The 21,287-nt window shown below is 68.6% G+C and carries 20 protein-coding genes and 1 pseudogene; 8 read left to right on the forward strand and 13 right to left on the reverse strand.

Going from position 1 to position 21,287, the window contains the following annotated elements:
• Nucleotides 1-15: 15 nt before the first annotated feature.
• Nucleotides 16-345, reverse strand: a complete 330-nt coding sequence (locus tag ACFYO0_RS39305; RefSeq protein WP_388686113.1) for an ATP/GTP-binding protein — start codon at nucleotides 343-345, stop codon at nucleotides 16-18.
• A 238-nt stretch (nucleotides 346-583) separates the two neighbouring features.
• On the opposite strand from ACFYO0_RS39305, the gene ACFYO0_RS39310 reads away from it, so the two are divergent.
• On the forward strand, nucleotides 584-1,612 hold the full coding sequence (locus ACFYO0_RS39310) for an LLM class flavin-dependent oxidoreductase (RefSeq protein ID WP_388686115.1): 1,029 nt from the start codon (nucleotides 584-586) through the stop codon (nucleotides 1,610-1,612).
• A 132-nt stretch (nucleotides 1,613-1,744) separates the two neighbouring features.
• Here ACFYO0_RS39310 and ACFYO0_RS39315 read toward each other — a convergent pair whose 3' ends face one another.
• Nucleotides 1,745-2,137: an SCO5389 family protein gene (locus tag ACFYO0_RS39315; RefSeq protein WP_165340641.1), complete on the reverse strand. Its 393-nt coding sequence runs from the start codon at nucleotides 2,135-2,137 to the stop codon at nucleotides 1,745-1,747.
• A gap of 280 nt (nucleotides 2,138-2,417) precedes the next feature.
• Here ACFYO0_RS39315 and nucS point away from each other — a divergent pair, with 280 nt between their 5' ends.
• Nucleotides 2,418-3,089 carry an endonuclease NucS gene (nucS, locus tag ACFYO0_RS39320; RefSeq protein WP_388686118.1) on the forward strand — a complete coding sequence of 224 codons (672 nt, stop codon included), beginning with the start codon at nucleotides 2,418-2,420 and terminating at the stop codon, nucleotides 3,087-3,089.
• A gap of 104 nt (nucleotides 3,090-3,193) precedes the next feature.
• Here the strand turns inward: nucS and ACFYO0_RS39325 are convergent, their stop codons facing one another.
• The 4 genes from ACFYO0_RS39325 to ACFYO0_RS39340 all read right to left on the reverse strand — a co-directional run bounded on the left by ACFYO0_RS39325 (nucleotide 3,194) and on the right by ACFYO0_RS39340 (nucleotide 8,211).
• A complete protein-coding gene (locus ACFYO0_RS39325) occupies nucleotides 3,194-5,806 on the reverse strand; it encodes an ATP-binding protein (protein ID WP_388686120.1) in 2,613 nt (870 codons plus the stop codon).
• A 290-nt stretch (nucleotides 5,807-6,096) separates the two neighbouring features.
• Nucleotides 6,097-6,420, reverse strand: a complete 324-nt coding sequence (locus ACFYO0_RS39330) for an STAS domain-containing protein (RefSeq protein ID WP_165340644.1) — start codon at nucleotides 6,418-6,420, stop codon at nucleotides 6,097-6,099.
• A 165-nt stretch (nucleotides 6,421-6,585) separates the two neighbouring features.
• Nucleotides 6,586-7,434 carry a 3-hydroxyacyl-CoA dehydrogenase family protein gene (locus ACFYO0_RS39335; protein WP_388686124.1) on the reverse strand — a complete coding sequence of 283 codons (849 nt, stop codon included), beginning with the start codon at nucleotides 7,432-7,434 and terminating at the stop codon, nucleotides 6,586-6,588.
• A gap of 138 nt (nucleotides 7,435-7,572) precedes the next feature.
• Nucleotides 7,573-8,211 carry a TetR/AcrR family transcriptional regulator gene (locus ACFYO0_RS39340; protein WP_388686126.1) on the reverse strand — a complete coding sequence of 213 codons (639 nt, stop codon included), beginning with the start codon at nucleotides 8,209-8,211 and terminating at the stop codon, nucleotides 7,573-7,575.
• 96 nt (nucleotides 8,212-8,307) lie between these two features.
• Here ACFYO0_RS39340 and ACFYO0_RS39345 point away from each other — a divergent pair, with 96 nt between their 5' ends.
• The 3 genes from ACFYO0_RS39345 to ACFYO0_RS39355 are packed head-to-tail and all read left to right on the forward strand — an operon-like array spanning nucleotide 8,308 to nucleotide 10,447.
• Complete coding sequence (locus tag ACFYO0_RS39345) at nucleotides 8,308-9,090, forward strand: ABC transporter ATP-binding protein (protein WP_388686129.1); 783 nt, start codon at nucleotides 8,308-8,310, stop codon at nucleotides 9,088-9,090.
• A gap of 21 nt (nucleotides 9,091-9,111) precedes the next feature.
• Nucleotides 9,112-9,861: an ABC transporter permease gene (locus ACFYO0_RS39350; RefSeq protein ID WP_388686131.1), complete on the forward strand. Its 750-nt coding sequence runs from the start codon at nucleotides 9,112-9,114 to the stop codon at nucleotides 9,859-9,861.
• A 13-nt stretch (nucleotides 9,862-9,874) separates the two neighbouring features.
• Entirely contained in the window at nucleotides 9,875-10,447 is a 573-nt protein-coding gene (locus ACFYO0_RS39355) for a cob(I)yrinic acid a,c-diamide adenosyltransferase (RefSeq protein ID WP_388686134.1), read from the forward strand.
• Nucleotides 10,448-10,488: 41 nt separating this feature from the next.
• On the opposite strand, the gene ACFYO0_RS39360 is transcribed toward ACFYO0_RS39355, so the two are convergent.
• Nucleotides 10,489-11,139, reverse strand: a complete 651-nt coding sequence (locus ACFYO0_RS39360) for a hypothetical protein (protein ID WP_388686136.1) — start codon at nucleotides 11,137-11,139, stop codon at nucleotides 10,489-10,491.
• A 152-nt stretch (nucleotides 11,140-11,291) separates the two neighbouring features.
• On the opposite strand from ACFYO0_RS39360, the gene ACFYO0_RS39365 reads away from it, so the two are divergent.
• From ACFYO0_RS39365 to ACFYO0_RS39375, 3 genes and pseudogenes are all read left to right on the forward strand, one after another.
• A complete protein-coding gene (locus ACFYO0_RS39365; protein WP_388686139.1) occupies nucleotides 11,292-12,491 on the forward strand; it encodes a sensor histidine kinase in 1,200 nt (399 codons plus the stop codon).
• Nucleotides 12,488-13,129, forward strand: coding sequence for a response regulator (locus tag ACFYO0_RS39370; protein ID WP_388686142.1), 642 nt, complete (start codon nucleotides 12,488-12,490; stop codon nucleotides 13,127-13,129). Before ACFYO0_RS39365 ends, ACFYO0_RS39370 begins: the two co-directional genes overlap by 4 nt.
• Before the next feature lie 264 nt (nucleotides 13,130-13,393).
• Nucleotides 13,394-14,512 (forward strand): annotated as a pseudogene (locus ACFYO0_RS39375) (glycoside hydrolase family 18 protein); the annotation flags it as partial.
• Nucleotides 14,513-14,640: 128 nt separating this feature from the next.
• Here ACFYO0_RS39375 and ACFYO0_RS39380 read toward each other — a convergent pair.
• The 6 genes from ACFYO0_RS39380 to ACFYO0_RS39405 form a co-directional block, all read right to left on the reverse strand.
• Nucleotides 14,641-15,852: an IPT/TIG domain-containing protein gene (locus tag ACFYO0_RS39380; protein ID WP_388686143.1), complete on the reverse strand. Its 1,212-nt coding sequence runs from the start codon at nucleotides 15,850-15,852 to the stop codon at nucleotides 14,641-14,643.
• Between the two features lie 236 nt (nucleotides 15,853-16,088).
• Nucleotides 16,089-16,835 (reverse strand): IPT/TIG domain-containing protein, encoded by a 747-nt coding sequence (locus tag ACFYO0_RS39385; protein WP_388686144.1) that lies wholly within the window; start codon nucleotides 16,833-16,835, stop codon nucleotides 16,089-16,091.
• A gap of 890 nt (nucleotides 16,836-17,725) precedes the next feature.
• Nucleotides 17,726-18,172, reverse strand: a complete 447-nt coding sequence (locus ACFYO0_RS39390) for a DUF2550 domain-containing protein (RefSeq protein WP_388686145.1) — start codon at nucleotides 18,170-18,172, stop codon at nucleotides 17,726-17,728.
• Between the two features lie 129 nt (nucleotides 18,173-18,301).
• Nucleotides 18,302-18,676: a F0F1 ATP synthase subunit epsilon gene (locus tag ACFYO0_RS39395; protein ID WP_388686146.1), complete on the reverse strand. Its 375-nt coding sequence runs from the start codon at nucleotides 18,674-18,676 to the stop codon at nucleotides 18,302-18,304.
• 236 nt (nucleotides 18,677-18,912) lie between these two features.
• A complete protein-coding gene (gene atpD, locus ACFYO0_RS39400; protein WP_388686148.1) occupies nucleotides 18,913-20,349 on the reverse strand; it encodes a F0F1 ATP synthase subunit beta in 1,437 nt (478 codons plus the stop codon).
• Nucleotides 20,349-21,266, reverse strand: a complete 918-nt coding sequence (locus tag ACFYO0_RS39405; protein ID WP_388686149.1) for a F0F1 ATP synthase subunit gamma — start codon at nucleotides 21,264-21,266, stop codon at nucleotides 20,349-20,351. Before ACFYO0_RS39405 ends, atpD begins: the two co-directional genes overlap by 1 nt.
• Between the last annotated feature and the right edge of the window lie 21 nt (nucleotides 21,267-21,287).

The following is a 21,287-nucleotide window of genomic DNA, read 5'->3' on the forward strand; positions in this document are numbered from 1 at the left end:
GAGAGGCCAAGGGCCTCAGAAACGTGGCGCGTTACGGGACCGCTGCACCCGAGTGGTGCGGCGGTCCTTCGCGTTCCAGCAGGCCTTGTGCCAGTGGCGGCGGTCGTCCACGCCCGAATGTTCCGGCCAGGCCACCACGTGCGGGACCGCCGAGGGGATCAACTGCTCGCAGCCCGGGCAGCGGTAGGTCTTGCCCTCGGCGCTCGCGCCCGCCACGTGGCGTACGCTCCACGCCTCACCCTGCCAGCTCTCCAGGGTCTGCCAGCCGCCATAGCGGTTGGACCGGTCGCTCTGGTCCGCTGACGCGCTGGGGGCGCCCTTGGGACGATTGCGGCGCGGGGACACAGGACACCTCACGGGCTATACAGGGAGCACGGGCCGCATCCAGCCTACGCGGCGCAGCCATGGGTAGACGTACCACAAGGCCCCCACAGACTCCGGCGTGACCGGCTCATTCCTCCGGCGTGACCGGCCCATTCTGCAGACAATCCGCCAATCTCCCCGCCAAGCCGTGTCTTTGGCACGTGTCAGACGGTTATGCGAGTGGGGGAGCCGCCTCGGCGGCAAGGAGGACAGGAGTGCGATGCGCATAGGAAGTTTTGTACTGGCGGCCCAGTTCCCGGGACAGGGTCAGGGGGAGGCACTGCACCGCGCGGTGCGGTCGGCGGAGGTCGCCGAAGAGGCGGGGCTGGACGCTGTCTGGCTGGCCGAGCACCACTTCGTGCCGTACGGGACGTGCCCGTCGGCGGTCACGCTCGCCGCGCTGCTGCTCGGCCGGACCCGCCGTATCCGCGTCGGCACGGCGGTCAGCGTGCTGCCCAACACCCACCCCGTGGCGCTCGGCGAGCAGGCCGCGCTGCTGCATGTGACGTCCGGCGGACGCTTCATGCTCGGCGTGGGGCGAGGCGGCCCATGGGTCGATCTTGAGGTCTTCGGATCGGGTCTCGAGGCGTACGAGAAGGGGTTCCCGGAATCACTCGATCTGTTGGTGCGCTGGTTGTGCGAACCCTCCGTCTCGAGTGCGGGCGAGCGCTTCAGCTTCCGTGAAGTCCCGGTCGTACCAAGGCCGTCGGAGGACCTGACGGGCGCCGAGGGTCCGGAGGTCGTCGTCGCGTGCACATCCCCGGCGAGCGTCCGGCTGGCCGCCGAGCGCGGTCTGTCGATGCTGCTCGGAATGCATGTCGGCGACGAGGAGAAAGCAGAGATGGTCGCGCTGTGGCGTACGCACGCCACAGCCGCAGGCCGCTCCCCCGAGGAGATCGCGGGCGCGGCCCATGTCTCGGCCGGCATCGCGCAGATCGCGGACCGCCGTACCGACGCGGTCGAGACGCTCGTCAAGGCGATGCCGGGCTGGCTGAAGCAGGGTCTTGAGGCCCATGTGACGGTGGACGGCCGCGCCCGCGCGATGCGGGACCCGCTGGCGTACACCGAACTGCTCTGCGGTCTGCACCCGGTGGGCACGCCCCAGCTGTGCGCCGACCGGCTGGCGGCGACCTCGGAGCGTACGGGCATTACCCGCTTCGCCCTCCTGGTGGAGGGCTCGGGTGACCTGGCGGCGACGGAGGAAAACGTACGGCGGCTGGGAGCAGAGGTGCTGCCACGGTTGCGGTGAGCGGGGGCTGTTGGTGTGCCCGGGTCGGCGGCGCCGGCGGCTGCGCTCAGCGCGCCCGCCGCGCGGGAGCTTGCCGCCCCGTGCAAATGCACCTCCCGCGTACGGGGCGGCAAAGCCTGCGGCATCGCTGCCTCAGCAGTCCCGGAACTCCGGTGACTGGTTCAGCAGTTGACTGCGCACCGAGGTGAAGCGGGCCAGCGTGTCATCAACCGACGCGTCCAGCGGGAACACCGCCACCCGATGGCAGTTCTGGAAGGCCAGCCGCACTCCGAAGTGCCGCTGGAGAGCGCCGCGTATCGCGTCACTCGCGAGCGCTCGCAGCAACTGGCCCCGTGCCTGCTCGTCCGGCGGCGGCGTCTGGTTGTCGGCGAAGTTTCCGCCGTCCACCTTCAGTTGGGCCACCAGAGAGCTGATCATCTCCCATGCGTAAGGCAGGGAAGTCCGGACGCAGTCGACGAATTCCGCTTCGTCGACCTCGCCTCGCTCGGCCTGTTCGAGTAGGGCCGGTGAGACGTCCAGCGACATGGGTTCTCCTCTCGCACCCCCTCCCGACAGAGGGGGTTGACGGACAGGGAGGGAGACCGTGGGAACGGACACGCCGACAACGGACACGCTGCGTACCCGCACCGCGACCTCCCGTTCATACGGTAAGCAACTGTTCTTGATCGCACCAGGAAATGCGGAACACAGCACGGCACCAATGCACACACAACCGGCCACTTTCGAACAGCATGTGCCACAGGCAAGAGGCGTTGACGATGGGCGAATCGCGTCCGGCACCGCGCGTCGAGTAGCGTTGCGGACCATGCGTCTCGTCATTGCCCGCTGCTCCGTCGACTACGCCGGCCGGCTCACCGCTCATCTCCCGTCGGCACCCCGCCTGATCCTGGTGAAGGCGGACGGCAGTGTCTCGATCCATGCGGACGACCGGGCCTACAAGCCCCTCAACTGGATGTCTCCGCCCTGCACGTTGAAAGAGGGGGCCGGGGACGAGAAGGGCGTCTGGACCGTCACCAACAAGGCGGGCGAGAAGCTCATCATCACGATGGAGGAGGTCCTCCACGACTCCTCGCACGAACTGGGCGTGGACCCGGGCCTGATCAAGGATGGCGTGGAAGCACACCTCCAGGAACTGCTCGCCGACCGCATCGAGACCCTCGGCGAGGGCTATTCGCTGATCCGCCGCGAGTACATGACGGCCATCGGCCCGGTCGACATCCTGTGCCGGGATGCCGAGGGACAGACCGTCGCCGTGGAGATCAAGCGACGCGGCGAGATCGACGGCGTGGAGCAACTCACGCGCTATCTGGAGCTGTTGAATCGCGACCCGCACCTCGCACCGGTACGCGGCATCTTCGCGGCCCAGGAGATCAAGCCGCAGGCCCGCGTCCTCGCGACCGACCGAGGCATCGGCTGCACGGTCCTCGACTACGACGCGCTGCGGGGCATCGAGGACGACAAGCTGCGGCTGTTCTGACAGCAGGGTTACGACGGCAGAGGGCCGGGTCCGCATCAAGCGGACCCGGCCCTCTGCCGTGACGTACAACTGCCGTGGCGTACGCGGCTGTCAGATCACCGCCGTCAGATCAGCGTCGGCTCGTCGCCGTCCGCCGGAGTGGTCGCGGTGGTCTCGGCCGGTGTGCTGGGCAGTTCCGGCGCCGGGCCGCTGGCCGAGCTGGTGTTGTCCGGCGGCGTGGGGTCGTCCGGCGGGTCGACGGTGGGCGGATCGGTCGGGTCGTCGGTCGGCGGATCCGTCGGATCGTCCGTGGGCGGATCGGTCGGGTCGTCGGTCGGCGGATCCGTCGGATCGTCCGTGGGCGGACGGGTCGGATCGTCGGTCGGCGGCTTGCTCGTGGGCGGCTTCGTCGGGGACTTGGTCGGGTCGGTCGGGTCCTTCGTCCCGGTCGGGTCGTCGTCCGACGGCTTCTTGCTCGGCGTCGGCGTCGGATCGTCCGCGGTCCCCACGATCCCGTCCTCACCCGGGTCCGGCTCCGTCGGACGGCTCGTGGAGTCGGAGACGTCCGAGTCGTCCTTCACCGGCTGGTCCGCGCCGAGCCCGCCGCCGTTCTCGCCCGGAATGGCCGACGGGTTGACGCCGACCCTCTCCGAGGGGGCATTGTCGTCGGGGTTCGAGGTCGCGCCGAGCGTCACCACCGTGCCCAGCACGGCGACGAGGAGCGCGCCCGAGCCCGCGGCCACCAGATTGCGCCGGGTGCCGTTCACCAGCCGCTTGACGCCGCTGGGCTTGTGCGACGCCGCTGGTCCGGGCCGACGCGTGATCACCGTCGCGAGCTGGGGCGGCGTGGGCGGCGCGACCGACGGAACCGCCGAAAAAGCTGCAGGTACGCCACCAGGGGGCGACGCCGACTCCTCGTACTGCGCGTCGGACACCTCTTCGCCGGCGGTCGCCCCGAACCCGCCCGCCGGCGTGACACCGGTGCGGTCGTCGACGAGCGCGAGGGCGCGGCGGCCGGCGACCGTACCGCGCTTGTCCGCGACGGCGCCGCGCAGCCCGACGGAGGCCTCCAGCTCGGCGCGGGCCTGGTCGTACTGTCCGCCACAGAGCGCGAGTATCCCCAACTCATGGTGGAAGTAAGCCTGTTCGGAGACATCACCGGCGACCCTGGCCACCTCGTCGCCGGCCTGCAGCGTGCGCTCCCAGGAACCCCAGTCCAGGCCCGCGGCGAACGCGGGCGCGACGGCGCGGGCCAGCTGTACGGCGACGCTCTCCTCCTCGCCCTCCACCGGCGGCTCGGCGATCGACACGAGTGCGGTGAGCGCCGCGAGCACGGCGTCCGCCTCGGCGGCGACCCGCTCCGGGGTGACCGAAGGATGCCCGGCCCACCAGGCGTAGTGCTGGGCGGCGGTATTCGCCCGGTCCTCCGCGTCGGAGGCGTACCCGACGGTCACCAGCTGGGTGTGGACGCCCGCCGCGAGCCGGTAGTGCGAGCCGACTGGCGTGACGAGCGCGCAGCCGACCAACTCCGCGAGCGCGGCGTCCGCGTGCGTGTCCCCGACCATCGCGGGCAGATGCGCCTGGTGCGGCACCTCGCCGCCCAGCGCGACGGCGATCCGCAGCGTGGCCCGCGCCGAGTCGCTGAGCCGGGAGGCGAGCAGCGCGGCCGGCGCGGCGCCGTCGGCGAGCGAGGGCAGCGGTACGTCCTGGAGGTCCTCGGCGTCGAAGGGCGCGTCCACGGGCGCGTCCTCGTAGTAGCCGAACTCGTCGAAGGCGTTCGGATCGGCACGCAGTTGGTCGCGCTGCCGCAGCAGGGCTCCGGCCTGCACGAAGCGCAGCGGCAGTCCCTCGGACTCGAACCAGAGGTCGCCCGCCCAGTTCGCCTCGTCCTCGGTCAGTACGCGGCCCACGGCACGCTCGAGCAGTTCGAGACCTCCGGCTCGGCCGAGGCCACCGAGGAACACCTCTTCGAGGAGTGAGTCGGCGGACGGTGCGGCGACCTCGGGCGTCGCGGAGATCAGGAAGGCGCACTCGGGCGTCGCGTCGAGCAGTTCGTCGAGCGAACCGCCGCCGAACTCGATGTCGTCGAGGACGACGACCGCGCCGATCTCCCGGACGAGCGCGAGCAGTTCGTCCGGTTCCGGCCGGTACAGCGGTGCGCTGTAGACGGCCGCGAAGAGGTCGTGCAGCAGATCGGCCACCGTGCGGCGGTAACCGCTGAGGAGTACCACGCCATCGGGCGCGAGGTCCGCGCAGTCGTCGGCGACGGCGTCCAGGAGCGCCGTGCGGCCCGCTCCCGAAGGCCCGGTGAGCCGTACGGAGCGTCCGCGCGCAAGTAGGCGTACGAGCCGCTCACGCTCTTCCTCGCGTTCCAGGAGCGGCATCCTGGGCAGCGTCGGCCCCGGTGGTACGGGCGGCCGCGCGGCCCGCGCCAGCTCGGCGCGCTCGGCGGGTGTGAACTTCACCGGTCTGCCCGGCCGCTCGCCCGGCGGGCAGAGCTCTATCTCGCTGCCGTCGACGGGATTCACGGTGAGCAGGAAGTCGCCGGACACGAGCTGTACGGTGCGCGCCAGTGCCGGTGGCTGGCCGTTGCCCGGGCCTAGGGCCTGGGTGAGCGGATCGCGCGGCGGACGCTGTCGAGGCGTCCGGCCTCCCCCACTCTCGAATTCGCTCGAGCGGGAGGTGCCCCCATCGTCACGGCCGTACTCGTCGGGTCCTCGGTTGTTCGTCGGGTCCATAGGTCCAAGCCCCCCAAAAGCGTTGTGTGCCGAGCCCCCCGGCCTGCTGCACACTGCGCTGTCGCTTCTGGTCCGGTGCCCGCTCACGGGTTTTGTGAGGGTAGCGGGCAGCCGAACCCTAAACCTTTGCACAGTATCTACGAACAGACGGGGTACAGCGCCGTCCTCGACGTCACAGCTTCATGAGGATTGTGCGCGCTGTGCGTTTCATGCAGGAGACGGCGGTCCGTTTCCTTGAGAAAGCAGGTTCTCGAGTGAGCGACGGTACTCGGGAGGCGACGGTCCGGCTCTCACACCCGGGGCAGCGACTCGACTCCGATGCCGCCCTCGATCGCCAGGATCCGGTGCAGCCGGGTCGCCACCAACAGGCGTTGCATCTGCGGCGGAACGCCGCGCAGCACAAGCCTCCGGCCGCACCTCCCCGCCCGCCGGTGGGCCCCCATGATGACACCGAGTCCGGTGGCGTCCCAGGAGTCCAGCTCTGACAGGTCGAGCACCAGGTCGCCGGCTCCGTCGTCGACGGCCGAGTGCAGGACCGTACGGGCGTCCGCCGCGCTGACGACGTCGAGGCGGCCCCCGACGGCCAGCTCAGCGTGGTCGCCCCTGATGTGCATATGCGCTCCCCGAGAGTGCGTTTCGTCTTCAGCGTCTTTCGTGCTCTTCCGTGTCCTGTGTTTGTGTCAGGACTGACTGCCGTACCGGGGCAGAAGTTGCCGTCTGTAAGCGAACCGATACCGAAACCACCCCGAAGGGTGATCACTGTAGGGGACGACAGAAGGTCAGTAGGCGTAAAAGCCCTGCCCGCTCTTGCGCCCGATGTCACCGGCGTCGACCATCCGGCGCATCAGTTCCGGAGGCGCGAACTTCTCGTCCTGCGTCTCCGTGTAGATGTTGCTCGTCGCGTGCAGCAGGATGTCCACGCCCGTCAGGTCGGCGGTGGCCAGCGGCCCCATCGCATGACCGAAGCCCAGCTTGCAGGCGACGTCGATGTCCTCGGCGCTCGCCACGCCCGACTCGTACAGTTTCGCCGCCTCGACGACGAGCGCCGAGATGAGCCGCGTAGTGACAAAGCCGGCCACGTCGCGGTTGACGACGATGCAGGTCTTGCCGACCGACTCCGCGAACTCCCGTGCGGCGGCGAGCGTTTCGTCACTCGTCTTGTAGCCGCGCACCAACTCGCACAACTGCATCATCGGGACCGGCGAGAAGAAGTGGACGCCGACCACCCGCTCCGGGCGCTCGGTGGCCGCCGCGATCTTGGTGATCGGAATGGCGGAGGTGTTGGACGCGAGTACGGCCTCTTCCCTCACCAGCTTGTCGAGCGAACGGAAGATCTCGTGCTTGACGTCCAGCTTCTCGAACACGGCCTCGACGACGATGTCGGCGTCCGCAACCGCGTCGAGGTCGGTGGTAGCGGTGATACGCCCCAACGCCTCTTCGGCCGCACCGGCGTCCAGCTTCCCCTTGCTCACGAACCTCTCGTACGAGGCCTTGATGCCGTCAGTGCCACGGGTCAGCGCCTCATCGGTGACGTCCCGTAGGACGACGTCCCAGCCGGCCTGTGCGGACACCTGGGCAATACCGGAACCCATGAGTCCGGCTCCGATGACGGCAAGCTTCCGTGCCACAGTCCGACTCCCCTAACCCGCTTAACACGCTGCTTATATCTGCTTCTCCGGCGGACCTTAGCGCTCGTGAAGGGCCGTGTGACTAGTTAGTAATGCGCGTCACGTCTCAGATGACGGACATCACACCGGCAGGGGTCATTACGGTGCTCGTACGGCGTAGTTGAGGACCTTCTCGCCCAAAAGGTCCTCCATGTCGTCGAGGAGGGCGAGGGCTTCGCGGGACACTTCGGCGGGCGCCCGGCCCGCGACCATCTCACGGCCGATCATGGCCATGAGCGTGGACTGGACCCAGCTGATCTGCCCCGCCACCAGAGTGGGCAGCAGGTCGCCGGGGGCCGCGTCCGTCTCCTCCCTGAGGGTCTGTTCGAGGTGCTCCAACGCCTCCTGCTGAACGAGCCACAGCCGGGCCTTGAGCGCGTCCGCCTCATGGATGACGCGAAGAAAGTCGCCATAGCCCTCCATGAGGCCCACCTTGGGCGAGACGGCCTCGACCTCCTCGCGCAGTTCGCGCAGTACGGCGGCGGCGGCCGACTCGCCCTCGTCCCGGGCCCGTACATACCGCGAGAGCCGGCCGACGACGCCCTTGCTGCGGTCGAGGAAGAGGTCCTCCTTGGCCGGGAAGTAGTTGTACACGGTATTGACGGAGACGTCGGCGGCGTCGGCGACTTCGGCGATGGTCACCGTCACGAAGCCGCGCTCGACGAACAGCCTGGTGGCGATGTCCGAGATGTGCTGCCGGGTCTGCCGCTTCTTCCGCTCCCTGAGCCCCTCCGTCATGCCCCCATCGTAACTTCGCTGCGGTTGGCCCAATCTTGGGGTCGAACAATTTTTGATGTCATTGCAAAATTTCAGCGACTCTGTTTTTCTTGGCGCATGGCAATCATCAGTACGGCCGGGCTGGCCCGGACCTTCCACACGAAGCAGGGCCCGGTGGAGGCGGTGCGGGGCGTTGACCTCACCGTCCAGCCGGGCGAGATCGTCGGCTTTCTCGGACCCAACGGCGCGGGCAAGACCACCACGCTCCGGATGCTCACCACGCTGCTCGCGCCCACCGGGGGCGCCGCCACAGTCGCGGGTTGCGACCTGGTACGCGAACCCGGCCGCGTACGCGAGAAGACCGGCTATGTCGCCCAGTCCGGAGGCGTCGACCCGACCATCTCGGTACACGAGGAACTGGTCACCCAGGGACGCCTGTACCGCCTGACAAAAGCTCAGGCGACCGCTCGTGCCGAGGAGTTGGCCCGGGAGCTGGACCTGACCGAGTTCCTGGCCCGCAAGTGCGCGGCTCTCTCCGGCGGCCAGCGGCGTCGGCTGGACATCGCTATGGGCCTGATGCACCGACCCGAGGTGCTCTTCCTCGACGAGCCGACGACCGGCCTCGATCCCGGCAGCCGCGCCGATCTGTGGGACCTGGTGCGGCGGCTGCGCGACGAGTACGGCACGACGGTCTTCCTGACCACGCACTACCTCGACGAGGCGGACGCGCTCGCCGACCGCCTGGTGATCGTCGACAAGGGAACGGTGGTGGCCGAGGGCACGCCGAGCGCGCTGAAGCTCAAGTACGGCGGCTCGATCGACGCGACGCTCCAGGACACGTTCCTCGCCATCACCGGCCGCAGCGCCTCGCCCCAGGACACCACCCCCGTCGCCGTCTAGTCGCCGTACAGGAGCCATCCCTTGCTCGCCCACGACACCGCGCTGGTCTTCGGCCGCTATGCCCGCCAGACCCTGCGATCCAGGTTCCAGATGCTTTTCGGCATCCTCATGCCGTTGCTCTACCTGCTCTTCTTCGGACCGCTGCTCACCGGCCTGCCCCTGGGCTCGCAAGGCTCGTCATGGCAGGTGCTGGTCCCCGGGCTGTTGCTTCAACTCGGCCTGTTCGGCGCTTCCTTCAGCGGATTCTCGATCATCATCGAGAAGCAGACCGGAGTGATCGAGCGGATGCGGGTGACCCCGGTCAGCCGACTGGCCCTGCTGCTCGGACGGGTGCTGCGCGACGCCCTGCTCTTCGTCTTCCAGTCCGTGCTGCTGGTGGTCACGGCGCTGGCGATGGGCCTGCGCGCACCGCTTGTCGGCGTCCTCATCGGCTTCGGCTTCGTGGCGCTGCTCTCCGTGTCGCTCGCCGCGCTCTCGTGCGCGTTCGCGATGACGGTGCGGACCCCGCAGGAGTTCGGTCCTGCCGTCAACGCGATCGCGATGCCGTCCATGCTGCTGTCCGGTCTGATGCTGCCGATGGCTCTGGCGCCCGGCTGGCTGGACGTGCTTTCGCGCTTCATGCCGGTGCGCTATCTGGTCGACGCTGTGCGAGACGGGTACATCGGCTCGTACGCGACTTCGTCCATGCTGTACGGCGTGATCGTGGCCGTCGGCCTGGCGACGCTCGCCGTGACAGTGGGCACACGAGTGTTCCGGAAAGCCGGAGCGTAACTAGGCTGGTCACATGGTCAATCTGACGCGCATCTACACCAGGACCGGCGACCAGGGCACCACCGCCCTCGGCGACATGAGCCGGGTCGCCAAGACCGATCTGCGGATCGCGGCGTACGCCGACGCCAACGAGGCGAACGCGGTGATCGGTACGGCGATCGCTCTCGGAGGGCTGGACGAGGAGGTCGTCAAGGTCCTCACGCGCGTACAGAACGATCTCTTCGACGTCGGGGCCGATCTCTCCACGCCGGTCGTCGAGAACCCGGAGTTCCCGCCGCTGCGCGTCGAGCAGTTCTACATCGACAAGCTGGAGGCGGACTGCGACCTGTTCCTCGCCGAGCTGGAGAAGCTCCGCTCCTTCATCCTGCCTGGCGGCACGCCCGGTGCGGCACTGCTGCACCAGGCATGCACGGTGGTACGGCGGGCGGAGCGGTCGACGTGGGCTGCTCTGGAGGTCCACGGTGAGGTGATGAATCCGCTCACGGCGACCTATCTGAACCGGCTCTCCGACCTGCTGTTCATCCTCGCTCGCACGGCGAACAAGGACGTGGGCGATGTGTTGTGGGTCCCTGGGGGCGAACGCTGACGAAAGCGCCGCCCCGGCTGGGGGTCCGGGGACCCGCGGCGTCAGCCGCTGATGTCACGGCCCCCGGAAGAATCAGCATCCTTGCGCGGACGGCCAACAAGATGGTCGGGGATGTGCTCCGGGTCCCTGGTGGGGAGCGCTGACTTCTCCCCGTAGCCGTACGGCGCCTTCTTCGGCCACACGGTGTAGCCGAGGGCGATGATCAGGTTGATGCCGATCACGAACAGCATCCTCGACTGCCAGGTGCGCAGCGACTCGGTCTCGCCGCCGGAGCCGACGTACCAGATCGCGGCCTGAAGCAGCACCAGCGCGACCGCCGCCGCGGTGATCCAGCGGGCCGCGACCCGCCACTCGTGGCGTGCGCGGGCCATCCCGTACTTCGGCGGCTTCACCGGCGTCGGACCGCCCGCGAAGCGGTGGGCGACATGGGCGTCGGCCCACTTGATCGTGGAATGGCCCAGGCCCACGGTGAAGCCGATGTAGACGGCGGCGAGACCGTGCTTCCAGTCGGGCTCCGCGCCGTTCTTGAGGTCGATCGCGGTGACGGTGAACAGCACGACTTCGAGGAGCGGCTCGCACAGCAGCAGGGCCAGGCCGGTCCGCGGCATCTTGAGCAGATAGCGCGCTGCCAGGCCCGCGGCAAGCAGCACCCAGAAGGCGACCTCACAGACGACGATGAGTGTGACGATCACGGCTCGCTCCTCTCGGTCACCTTTCCAGGCTCCCGGCGGCAGCGGCCCGGATCGTCGTCGCCAGTGACGAAACGGCACTGCATCCTTCGATGTAGCCACGGACCGTTCCCCAGGATCAGGTGCCGGGCGCGTACGCCGTGTTGGATGGATTCATGGCCGTACGACTCCCCCGCCCGCACCGCGATGACGTGCGCATCGCGCTCGCGGGGCTACTCGGCGGGCTCGTCCTGTGGGCCCTCAACCTTGGCATGCGGAAGAGCAGCGAGCCGATCGTGCTCTGGGACGGGCGCTGGCCGGTCCTGCTGCCGCTCCTCGTGATGGCCGGCTGCGAGGTGCTGCGCCGGCAACGCCCGCGTACGGTCCTGCTGGTGGGCACGGCTGCGCTCACCCTGGACACGACGACACAGGGAAACATTGCCACCTTCGTCATGTTCACCGACCTCGCGTACGCGGCCGTGCTGTACGGCCCCCTGGCCTCCGCCCGTCGCATTCTCTGGATCACCGGGCTGCTCACGGTGGTCGGCACGGTCGTGCCCGTCGCGGTGTGGCGCACGCCGGAGGCGGTGCTGATCGGTGTGATCGTCGGCGCGGTGGCATTCGGCCCCGCAACCACCGGATGGCTCGTCCGCAACCACCGGGACGCCGCCGAAGCCGCCCGCCTGCGCGCCGAACAGACCGCCCTGCTCGCCGAGATGGACCGCACCCAGGCGGTCACCGCCGAACGCGCCCGGATGGCGAGGGAGTTGCACGACATGGTCGCCAACCACCTGTCCGCGATCGCCATCCACTCCACGGCCGCGCTCTCCCTCGACGACGAGGACACGACGAAGCAGGCCCTCGGCATCATCCGGGAGAACAGCGTCGAGGGCCTGGCGGAGATGCGGCGGCTCATCGGGATCCTGCGAAACTCCAGTGGCGACACCGAGCCCTCGGCCGCCCCCACCCTCGACGGGCTCGGCGCACTGGTCGACACCGCCCGCATCAACGGCCTCGACGTCACGCTCGACAGCACGCACGTGAAGCTCCCCGCGCCGGTCGAGCTCGCCGCGTACCGGATCGTCCAGGAGTCCCTGACCAACGCCCTCAAGCACGCCTTCCCCGGCCGGGTCACCGTGACGCTCGCCCAGCAGGACGGCAGCCTGAGCATGCGGGTGACCAGCCCGTACGGGGACCGAGACGGCCCGCGAGCCCCGGGTTCGGGCTCCGGCCTGGTCGGCATGCGGGAGCGGGTCGCGTTGCTGGGCGGCACCTTCGAGGCCGGGCCCGAAAGCGCACCCGACTCCCACGACTCACGCGGCAAGATCTGGGCCGTACACGCCACCCTGCCGACCGCCCTGGGAGGAACCGAATGATCCGCGTGCTCGTCGCCGAGGACCAGTCCGCCGTACGCGCCGGGCTGGTCCTCATTCTGCGCAGCGCGCCCGACATCGAGGTGGTCGGGGAGGCCGCGGACGGCGAACAGGCGGTCGCGCTGGCGCGTGAACTCCGGCCCGATCTGGTGCTGATGGACATTCAGATGCCCCGCCTCGACGGCGTCTCGGCCACCCGCCAGGTGACCGACGAGCACCTCTGCGACGTGCTCGTACTGACCACCTTCGACCTCGACGAGTACGTCTTCGGCGCCTTGCGGGCCGGTGCCTCCGGGTTCCTGCTCAAGAACACGGAAGCGAAGGAACTGCTCTCGGCGGTGCGGACGGTGGCACGTGGCGAGGGCCTGATCGCGCCCGCGGTGACCCGGCGGCTGATCGCCGAGTTCGCGGCGAAGCCGGTACGGGGGCCGGGGCCGGACCCGTCGGTTCTGGACGCCCTCACCCGCCGTGAACGCGAGGTGCTGTCGTGCCTCGGCGACGGGCTGTCCAACGCCGAGATCGCGGACCGGCTGACGATGGCCGAGGCGACCGTGAAGACCCACGTCAGCAGGCTCCTCGGCAAGCTCGGACTGCGCAGCCGGGTCCAGGCCGCCGTGCTGGCGCAGGAGTTGGGTGTCTGACTCTGAGGACGGGCACCCGGGGGCGGCATCCTGAGTAACCACTGGTCCAGACCTATTGACCAAAGGTCCAGACCTTTCTATTCTCGCGGCACTGCGCTCACGCATGCACCAACAACCTCAAGGAGGCGCAGCATGCGCTTCAGACACAGAGCCGTGGCAGGGTTCGCCACCCTGCTGCTGCCGCTCGCCGGCCTGGTCGGCCTCGCGAGCCCCGCCCAGCCCGCGACCGCCAAGTCCGCCACGGACGGTGTGGTCGCCCCGGGTCCCAGCGCCAAGGTCAACCTCGGTTACTTCATCGAGTGGGGCATCTACGGCCGCAACTACAACGTCAAGAACCTGGTGACCTCAGGCTCAGCCGAGAAAATCACCCACATCAACTACGCCTTCGGCAACGTCGTCGACGGCAAGTGCGCGATCGGCGACTCGTGGGCCGACTACGAGAAGCCGTTCACCGCGGACCAGTCGGTCAACGGCCAGGACGACACCGCGGATCAGCCTCTGAAGGGCAACTTCAACCAGCTGCGCCAGCTGAAGGCCAAGTACCCGAACATCAAGATCCTCTGGTCCTTCGGCGGCTGGACCTGGTCCGGCGGCTTCACGGAGGCGGCCAAGAACCCGGCGGCCTTCGCCCAGTCCTGCCACGACCTGGTCGAGGACCCGCGCTGGGCCGATGTCTTCGACGGCATCGACCTGGACTGGGAGTACCCGAACGCCTGCGGCCTGACCTGCGACACCAGCGGCGAAACGGCCATCAAGGACATGATGAAGGCCATGCGCGCCGAGTTCGGCTCGCAGAACCTGGTCACCGCGGCCGTCACCGCCGACGCCTCCGACGGCGGCAAGATCGAAGCGGCCGAGTACGCGGGCGCCGCGAAGTACCTCAACTGGTACAACGTGATGACGTACGACTTCTTCGGCGCCTGGGCCGCGAACGGCCCGACCGCACCGCACTCCCCGCTCACCTCGTACAAGGGCATCCCGGCGCAGGGCTTCAACTCGGCCGCCGCTATCGCCAAGTACAAGGAAGCGGGCGTACCCGCGAACAAGCTGCTGCTCGGCATCGGCTTCTACGGCCGCGGCTGGACCGGCGTCACCCAGGACGCACCGGGCGGCACGGCCACCGGCCCCGCGGCGGGAACCTGGGAGGCGGGCTTCGAGGACTACAAGGTCCTCGAGGCGTCCTGCCCGGTCACCGGCACGATCGCCGGGACGGCATACGCGCACTGCGGCAGCGACTGGTGGTCCTACGACACCCCGGCGACGATCCTCGGGAAGATGGCCTGGGCCAAGAAGCAGGGCCTGGGCGGCGCGTTCTTCTGGGAGTTCAGCGGTGACACCAGCAACGGCGAGCTGGTGAAAGCCATCAACAACGGCCTCAAGTAATTACTGAGCGCGTTGAGGATCCCCCGGGCTTCGTCCGGGGGATCCTCAACCAACGAGTAGACGTGGCCTTTCAGGCCACGTCTACTCGTCCGGGGGGCCTCACCCGCGGTTCGCGAACTCGCGGCGCATCAGATACCGGGCGCGGCGAGTCGCGTGTACGTCAAGCCGTTGCTGGTGCCGGCGGGTGTGGTCACCGTGACGGAGACCGGCCCGGCGGTGCCTGCCGGAACGACGGTGGTGATCTGCGTCGGGGAGACCACGGTGAACGACGCGGTGACGGCGCCGAACTGGACGTCCGTGGCGGCCGCGACATTGTTGCCGGTCAGCGTGACGACCGTACCGCCATCCGCCGGTCCAAGGTCGGGCACCAGGGAGACCAGCACCGGGGCGTCGAGGTAGACGTAGTCGACGGAGTCGCTGGTACCGCCTGGCGTGGTCACCGTGACCGTCGCGGTACCGGCGGCATGAGAGGGAGCCACCGCGGTGATCTGCGTACTGCTGTCGACGGTGAACGAGGCCGCCGCCACCCCGCCGAACTCCACCGCCGTCGCACCAAGGAGGTCGCCGCCGGTGAGCGTGACCGTGGTGCCGCCCGCCGTGGTTCCGGAGGGAGGGACCAGGCCGGTCAGCGAGGGCAACGCGGCGTAGTAGAAGTACGTGTTGGGATCGTTCGGGTTACTGGTGCCGCCGGGGGTGGTCACCGTGACGGCCGCCGCGCCGGCCACGTGGGCGGGGGACACCGCGGTGATCTGCGTACTGCTGTCCACAGTGAACGAGGCCGCCGCCACCCCGCCGAACTCCACCGCCGTCACATCGGAGAAGTTCGCACCCGTCAGCGTCACCGTCGTCTCTCCGGAGACCGGGCCCTGATTCGGCGACACGCCGGTGACCGAGGGAGCGGCGATGGAGCTGAAGGTGAAGGTGAGGGCGTTGCTGGTGCCGGAAGAGGTGGTCACCCTGACCGCCGCAGGCCCGGCTGCGTGGGCAGGAGTCACCGCGGTGATCTGACTGCCGCTGTCCACCGTGAACGAGGCCGCCGGCACCCCGCCGAACTCCACCGCCGTCACTCCGGAGAAGTCCGCACCCGTCAACACGACGGTCGTCCCCCCGGTCACCGGACCCTCAGCCGGCGACAGGCTCGAGAGAGAGGGAGCCGAGAGATAGGTGAAGGGCACGAACTGGGTGCTCGTGCCCCCGCTGGTAGTGACGGTGACGTTCACGGTGCCGGTGCCTGAGGGTGTCCGCGCCGTGATCTTGGTGGTGCTGGTGCTGCTGAATGCCGGGGAGGACCTGGCCCCGAATCGAACACTCGTCACTCCCGTGAAACCGGTTCCGGTCACGGTGACGGTGGTACCACCCGCGGCCGGCCCCTGGTTGGGGTTGACTGAAGAGACGACAGGGGGAGGCATGGCTGTGCTCCTTCACGCAGGACTGGGAGATCGAAGACGCGCGCGGCCACGTCATCGGCGTGACTGCGGGATGGCGTGGCTGCGAGGTCGAGCCCGTCCGGGCGGAGGGGGGACTGCCGCCCGGACGGGGGTTCATGGCCTCCCTGTCGCGGAGGCGAACTGACCGGTCAGATACCGGGGCCGGCGACGTAGGTGAAGCCGCCGAGCACGGTGTCCGACCCGGCGGGGTTGGTCACGACCACGTCGGCCGCTCCCGCGACGCCGGGCGGAGTGACCGCGGACAGCGTGGTCGTGTTGATCACCGAGAACGGCGCCGCGGCACCGCCGAAGGTGACCGAGTCCGTGCTGTCCAGGTTGGTTCCGGTGATGGTCACGGCCGTCCCGCCCGCGGTCGAACCCGAGGTCGGGCTGATGGTCCCGATCGTGGGGGCGTCGACGTAGGTGTAGCTGAGGCCGTTGTTCGTGCCGCCCGCGGTGGTGACGCTCACCGACACCGGCCCGGCCGCCGCACCCGCGGGCACGACGACGCTGAGCGAGCTGTCACTGATCACGGTCGGGGTGGCGGTGACCCCGCCGAAGGAGGCGCTGGTGGCCGTCGACAGGCCGGTGCCGTTGATGGTGATGGTGTTGCCGCCGGCCAGCGGCCCGGAGGTGGTGCCCAGGGACGACTTGAACGGGGCGCCGACGTAGAAGTACGACAGCGGGTTGCTGGTCCCGCCCGGGGTCGTCACCGTGACGCCGACCGTGCCGGTCCCCGAGGGGGAGACGGCGGTGACCTGGGTCGGCGAGACGTTGGTGACGCTCGTGGCAGGCTTGCTGCCAAACGTCACCGCGCTGGTGTTGGACAGGTTCGTGCCCGTGATGGTCACCGGGGTCCCGCCCCCGGTGGAACCCTGATTCGGAGAGATCGGCATGAGGACACTCCTCGCTCGTTGATGGGGACATGCGAGGAACCGGCAGGAATGGCCAGCCATTGACTGCCACGTCGCAGGAGTGGGACGCCGCCAACAGGCACGCACGTCGGCCCTTGTTCGACTCCTTCCGATGCGGCGAGCACCGATCAGCAGTGCAGCCACGCCCGGGTGAACGAACAGACACAGGCGTCCCCGCACACCCAGCCGGGTGTGCAGCAGCCTTCACCATCTCCCCTGGGCAAGGAAAAACCGGCGAGCGCTGCCTGTCCGAACGTTCCCCCGGCTCGGGGATGGGCAGCCCGCCGGTTCACACTCTTAGTGACCCATGCATCCAATCGAGTGACAAGACGCTGCTCACGCAATCACCCGAAAGGAGTAACCCTTGCCCTTGCCACTCCCCTCACTCCTCCGCCAACTCGCCCGCCGCGGCTGCTACTTGATCCTTCGCAACGGCACACAGTCGGACGGTTCGCACTGGGGGGAGCCGGTACGCCTCAGCGACAGGAAGCCCTGAGAGTGCTGGACCATTCGAGTGACATATTCCAGAACCCCCACGACTACCGGGGCGAGCGTGGATTCTGGAAGAGATCTGGCCGGTGGGCCGCCCATTCTCACCGGGGGATGCGGCAGTCGGACTGCCTGCGGCTTTTCTGCAGAAGCACGGGTTACTGCGCCGACATACCGCGATGGGCACCCCCGTCGAGAAATCGGATCCCGATCAGCCGGTGCCGTGCGCGGCACCGGCTGATTCGGCAGCCGGGTCACACCAGCCCGCCCCTCGCCTCACACCCCGGCATGCCGAGCAACTCTCACTGACGCAAACTGCAACCGCGGCGAGGTTCTCTCACCCAGACTCCGTCCGGGGGGAACCCATTCAACGAGACAGCTTTTTAAGCCACGTTGACTCGTTGCCCCGGAGGGGCCGCCTCCAGCCATGCCAGAAATCCGGTCAGCGCGTCCTCGCTCATCGCCAGCTCGAGGCGCGTACCCCTGTGGAGACAGGCGAGCACAATCGCGTCGGAGAGCAGTGCCAGCTCCTCCTCGCCCTCGGGGGCGCGGCGGCCGACCACCTCGATCGCCGAGCGTTCCAGGATGCGACGCGGACGGGGAGCGTACGAGAAGACGCGGAACCATTCGATGCGGTCGCCGCTGTAGCGGGCGATGCCATAGCCCCAGCCTTTGCCGCTGGTGTCGCTTTTCTCGGGGGTGTTCCAGCGGAGGCTGCAGTCGAAGGTGCCGCCGGAGCGCTGGATCAGTCTGCGGCGCACGCCGAAGACGAAGAGGCCGGCCGCAGCCAGCAGGACTACCAAGCCGCACACAGTCAGAGCGAGGACCATCGACACCGACCTCCTCGTCTCCTAGGTAACGGAAAGGGAAAAAGCACCCGCATTGCCGCAGCCGCGGCCCGGTCCGGAGAAGGCTCCGGTCCTGGCCGCGGCTGAGTCAAGTCCTGTGGCGCGCTGGTTTCAGCGTGCCGCCACCGCTCGCAGTCGGACGTCCGCGCGACGCTCGGCGGACGCGTCCGCGTCCGACTTCGCGCGCTCGAGCGCCCGCTCCGCACGCTGGACATCGATCTCGTCCGACAACTCGGCGATCTCGGCCAGCAGCGACAGCTTGTTGTCCGAGTACGAGATGAAACCGCCGTGCACCGCTGCGACGACCGTTCCACCATCACTCGTACGGATGGTCACCGGGCCCGACTCCAGCACACCGAGCAGCGGCTGGTGACCGGGCATGACGCCGATGTCGCCGGACGTGGTACGCGCGACGACCAGGGTGGCCTCGCCGGACCAGACACTGCGGTCCGCGGCGACGAGCTCGACATGCAGCTCAGCAGCCAAGGTGGGCTCCTCGGGTCACCACCCGGCGGTTGTTGCCGGGTGTTGGAAGTAAGTCTAGTAGGGCTCCGCTTGTCAAACGTGCGGGGTCCCCACCCAGCACTCGGCTGGGGGTCCCGGGGGCCGCGCGGCGGTAGCCGCACATTGATGCAGCCTCCGGGCAATGCTGCGTAGGCGTACGAAGAGGGACGGGACGCACCCCGCGAGGGCGGCCCCGCCCCCCTTCACGAACTCGAGGTTCAGGAGACGCCGAGCTCCTTGGCCTTGGCCTTGAGGTCTTCCAGGCCACCGCACATGAAGAACGCCTGCTCCGGGAAGTGGTCGTACTCGCCGTCGCAGATCGCGTTGAACGCGGTGATCGACTCGTCGAGCGGCACGTCCGAACCGTCCAGGCCGGTGAACTGCTTGGCGGCGTGGGTGTTCTGCGACAGGAAGCGCTCCACGCGACGGGCACGGTGGACGACGAGCTTGTCCTCTTCGCCGAGCTCGTCGATACCGAGGATCGCGATGATGTCCTGAAGGTCCTTGTTCTTCTGCAGGATCGTCTTGACGCGCATGGCGCAGTCGTAGTGTTCCTGCGAGATGTAACGCGGGTCCAGGATGCGGGACGTGGAGTCCAGCGGGTCCACGGCCGGGTAGATGCCCTTCTCGGAGATCGGACGGGAGAGCACCGTCGTCGCGTCGAGGTGGGCGAAGGTCGTGGCCGGAGCCGGGTCGGTCAGGTCGTCCGCGGGGACGTAGATCGCCTGCATCGAGGTGATCGAGTGACCACGGGTCGAGGTGATGCGCTCCTGCAGCTGGCCCATCTCGTCTGCGAGGTTGGGCTGGTAGCCCACCGCGGACGGCATGCGGCCGAGCAGGGTCGACACCTCGGAACCGGCCTGGGTGAAGCGGAAGATGTTGTCGATGAAGAACAGCACGTCCTGCTTCTGCACATCGCGGAAGTACTCCGCCATGGTCAGACCGGCCAGGGCCACGCGCAGACGGGTGCCCGGGGGCTCGTCCATCTGGCCGAAGACCAGCGCGGTCTTGTCCAGCACGCCGGACTCGGTCATCTCGTCGATGAGGTCGTTGCCCTCACGGGTGCGCTCACCGACGCCGGCGAACACGGAAACGCCCTCGTGCAGCTTGGCCACACGCATGATCATTTCCTGGATCAGCACGGTCTTGCCGACACCGGCACCACCGAACAGACCGATCTTGCCGCCTCGCACGTACGGGGTGAGAAGGTCGACGACCTTCAGGCCCGTCTCGAACATCTCGGTCTTCGACTCGAGCTGGTCGAAGGCCGGGGCCTTGCGGTGGATCGGCCAGCGCTCGCCGTCGAACTGCTCGTCGACGTTCAGCACCTCGCCGAGGGTGTTGAACACCTTGCCCTTGGTGAAGTCACCGACCGGGACGGTGATGCCCGTGCCGGTGTCGGTGACCGGGGCCTGGCGGACCAGACCGTCGGTGGGCTGCATGGAGATCGTACGGACCAGTCCGTCACCCAGGTGCTGGGCGACCTCCAGGGTGAGGATCTTCTTCTTGCCGGCCTCGGCAGGGTCGGCCACCTCGACGTGAAGGGCGTTGTAGATCTCCGGCATCGCGTCGACGGGGAACTCCACGTCGACGACCGGGCCGATCACCCGGGCGACGCGGCCCGTGGCAACGGCCGTCTCAACTGTCGTCGTCATTACTTGTCACTCCCCGCGGTCGCGTCGGCCAGGGCGCTGGCGCCACCGACGATCTCGCTGATTTCCTGGGTGATGTCGGCCTGGCGGGCCGCGTTGGCAAGCCGGGTGAGGTTCTCGATGAGATCCCCGGCGTTGTCGGTCGCCGACTTCATCGCGCGGCGTGTGGCGGCGTGCTTGGAGGCAGCCGACTGGAGCAGCGCGTTGTAGATACGGCTCTCGACGTAGCGCGGCAGCAGGGCGTCGAGGACGTCCTCCGCCGACGGCTCGAAGTCGTACAGCGGAAGGATCTCGCCCTTGGTGTGCGACTCCTCCGCCACTTCCTTGAGGCTGAGCGGCAGCAGGCGGCTGTCGACCGCCGTCTGCGTCATCATCGAGACGAACTCGGTGTAGACGATGTGGAGTTCGTCCACGCCGCCGTCCGCCGTCTCCTTCTCGATGGCCTCGATGAGTGGGGCCGCGATCTTCTTGGCGTCCCCGTACGAGGGCGCGTCGGTGAAGCCGGTCCACTGCTCCGAGATCTTGCGCTCACGGAAGTTGTAGTGGGCGACACCGCGGCGGCCGACGATGTACACGTCGACCCCCTTGCCCGCGCGCTCGAGACGGTCGGTCAGCTGCTCCGCCGCCTTGATGGCGTTGGAGTTGAAGGCCCCGGCCAGGCCGCGGTCGCTCGTGAGGAGCAGTACTGCGGCGCGGGTCGGGTTCTCCGCCTCCGTGGTCAGCGGGTGCTTGGTGTTCGAGCCGGTGCCGACCGCCGTGACCGCGCGCGTGAGCTCGGTCGCGTACGGCGTGGAGGCCGCCACCTTGCGCTGCGCCTTGACGACGCGCGAGGCGGCGATCATCTCCATCGCCTTGGTGATCTTCTTGGTCGCGGTGACGGATCGGATGCGACGCTTGTAGACCCGGAGCTGGGCTCCCATGAGTCAGGTCCCTTCCTTACG

This window comes from Streptomyces sp. NPDC006365, from assembly GCF_042870755.1.
GTDB classification, from domain to species: domain Bacteria; phylum Actinomycetota; class Actinomycetes; order Streptomycetales; family Streptomycetaceae; genus Streptomyces; species Streptomyces xiangluensis.

Coding starts and splice junctions, on each gene's coding strand:
- ACFYO0_RS39325 (WP_388686120.1), bottom strand. CDS start 5,806: ATGGACCCGACGAACAACCGAGGACCCGACGAGTACGGCCGTGACGAT.
- ACFYO0_RS39315 (WP_165340641.1), bottom strand. CDS start 2,137: ATGTCGCTGGACGTCTCACCGGCCCTACTCGAACAGGCCGAGCGAGGC.
- ACFYO0_RS39365 (WP_388686139.1), top strand. CDS start 11,292: ATGGCCGTACGACTCCCCCGCCCGCACCGCGATGACGTGCGCATCGCG.
- ACFYO0_RS39370 (WP_388686142.1), top strand. CDS start 12,488: ATGATCCGCGTGCTCGTCGCCGAGGACCAGTCCGCCGTACGCGCCGGG.
- ACFYO0_RS39345 (WP_388686129.1), top strand. CDS start 8,308: ATGGCAATCATCAGTACGGCCGGGCTGGCCCGGACCTTCCACACGAAG.
- nucS (WP_388686118.1), top strand. CDS start 2,418: ATGCGTCTCGTCATTGCCCGCTGCTCCGTCGACTACGCCGGCCGGCTC.
- ACFYO0_RS39310 (WP_388686115.1), top strand. CDS start 584: ATGCGCATAGGAAGTTTTGTACTGGCGGCCCAGTTCCCGGGACAGGGT.
- ACFYO0_RS39355 (WP_388686134.1), top strand. CDS start 9,875: ATGGTCAATCTGACGCGCATCTACACCAGGACCGGCGACCAGGGCACC.
- ACFYO0_RS39385 (WP_388686144.1), bottom strand. CDS start 16,835: ATGCCGATCTCTCCGAATCAGGGTTCCACCGGGGGCGGGACCCCGGTG.
- ACFYO0_RS39340 (WP_388686126.1), bottom strand. CDS start 8,211: ATGACGGAGGGGCTCAGGGAGCGGAAGAAGCGGCAGACCCGGCAGCAC.
- ACFYO0_RS39390 (WP_388686145.1), bottom strand. CDS start 18,172: ATGGTCCTCGCTCTGACTGTGTGCGGCTTGGTAGTCCTGCTGGCTGCG.
- ACFYO0_RS39330 (WP_165340644.1), bottom strand. CDS start 6,420: ATGCACATCAGGGGCGACCACGCTGAGCTGGCCGTCGGGGGCCGCCTC.
- ACFYO0_RS39405 (WP_388686149.1), bottom strand. CDS start 21,266: ATGGGAGCCCAGCTCCGGGTCTACAAGCGTCGCATCCGATCCGTCACC.
- atpD (WP_388686148.1), bottom strand. CDS start 20,349: ATGACGACGACAGTTGAGACGGCCGTTGCCACGGGCCGCGTCGCCCGG.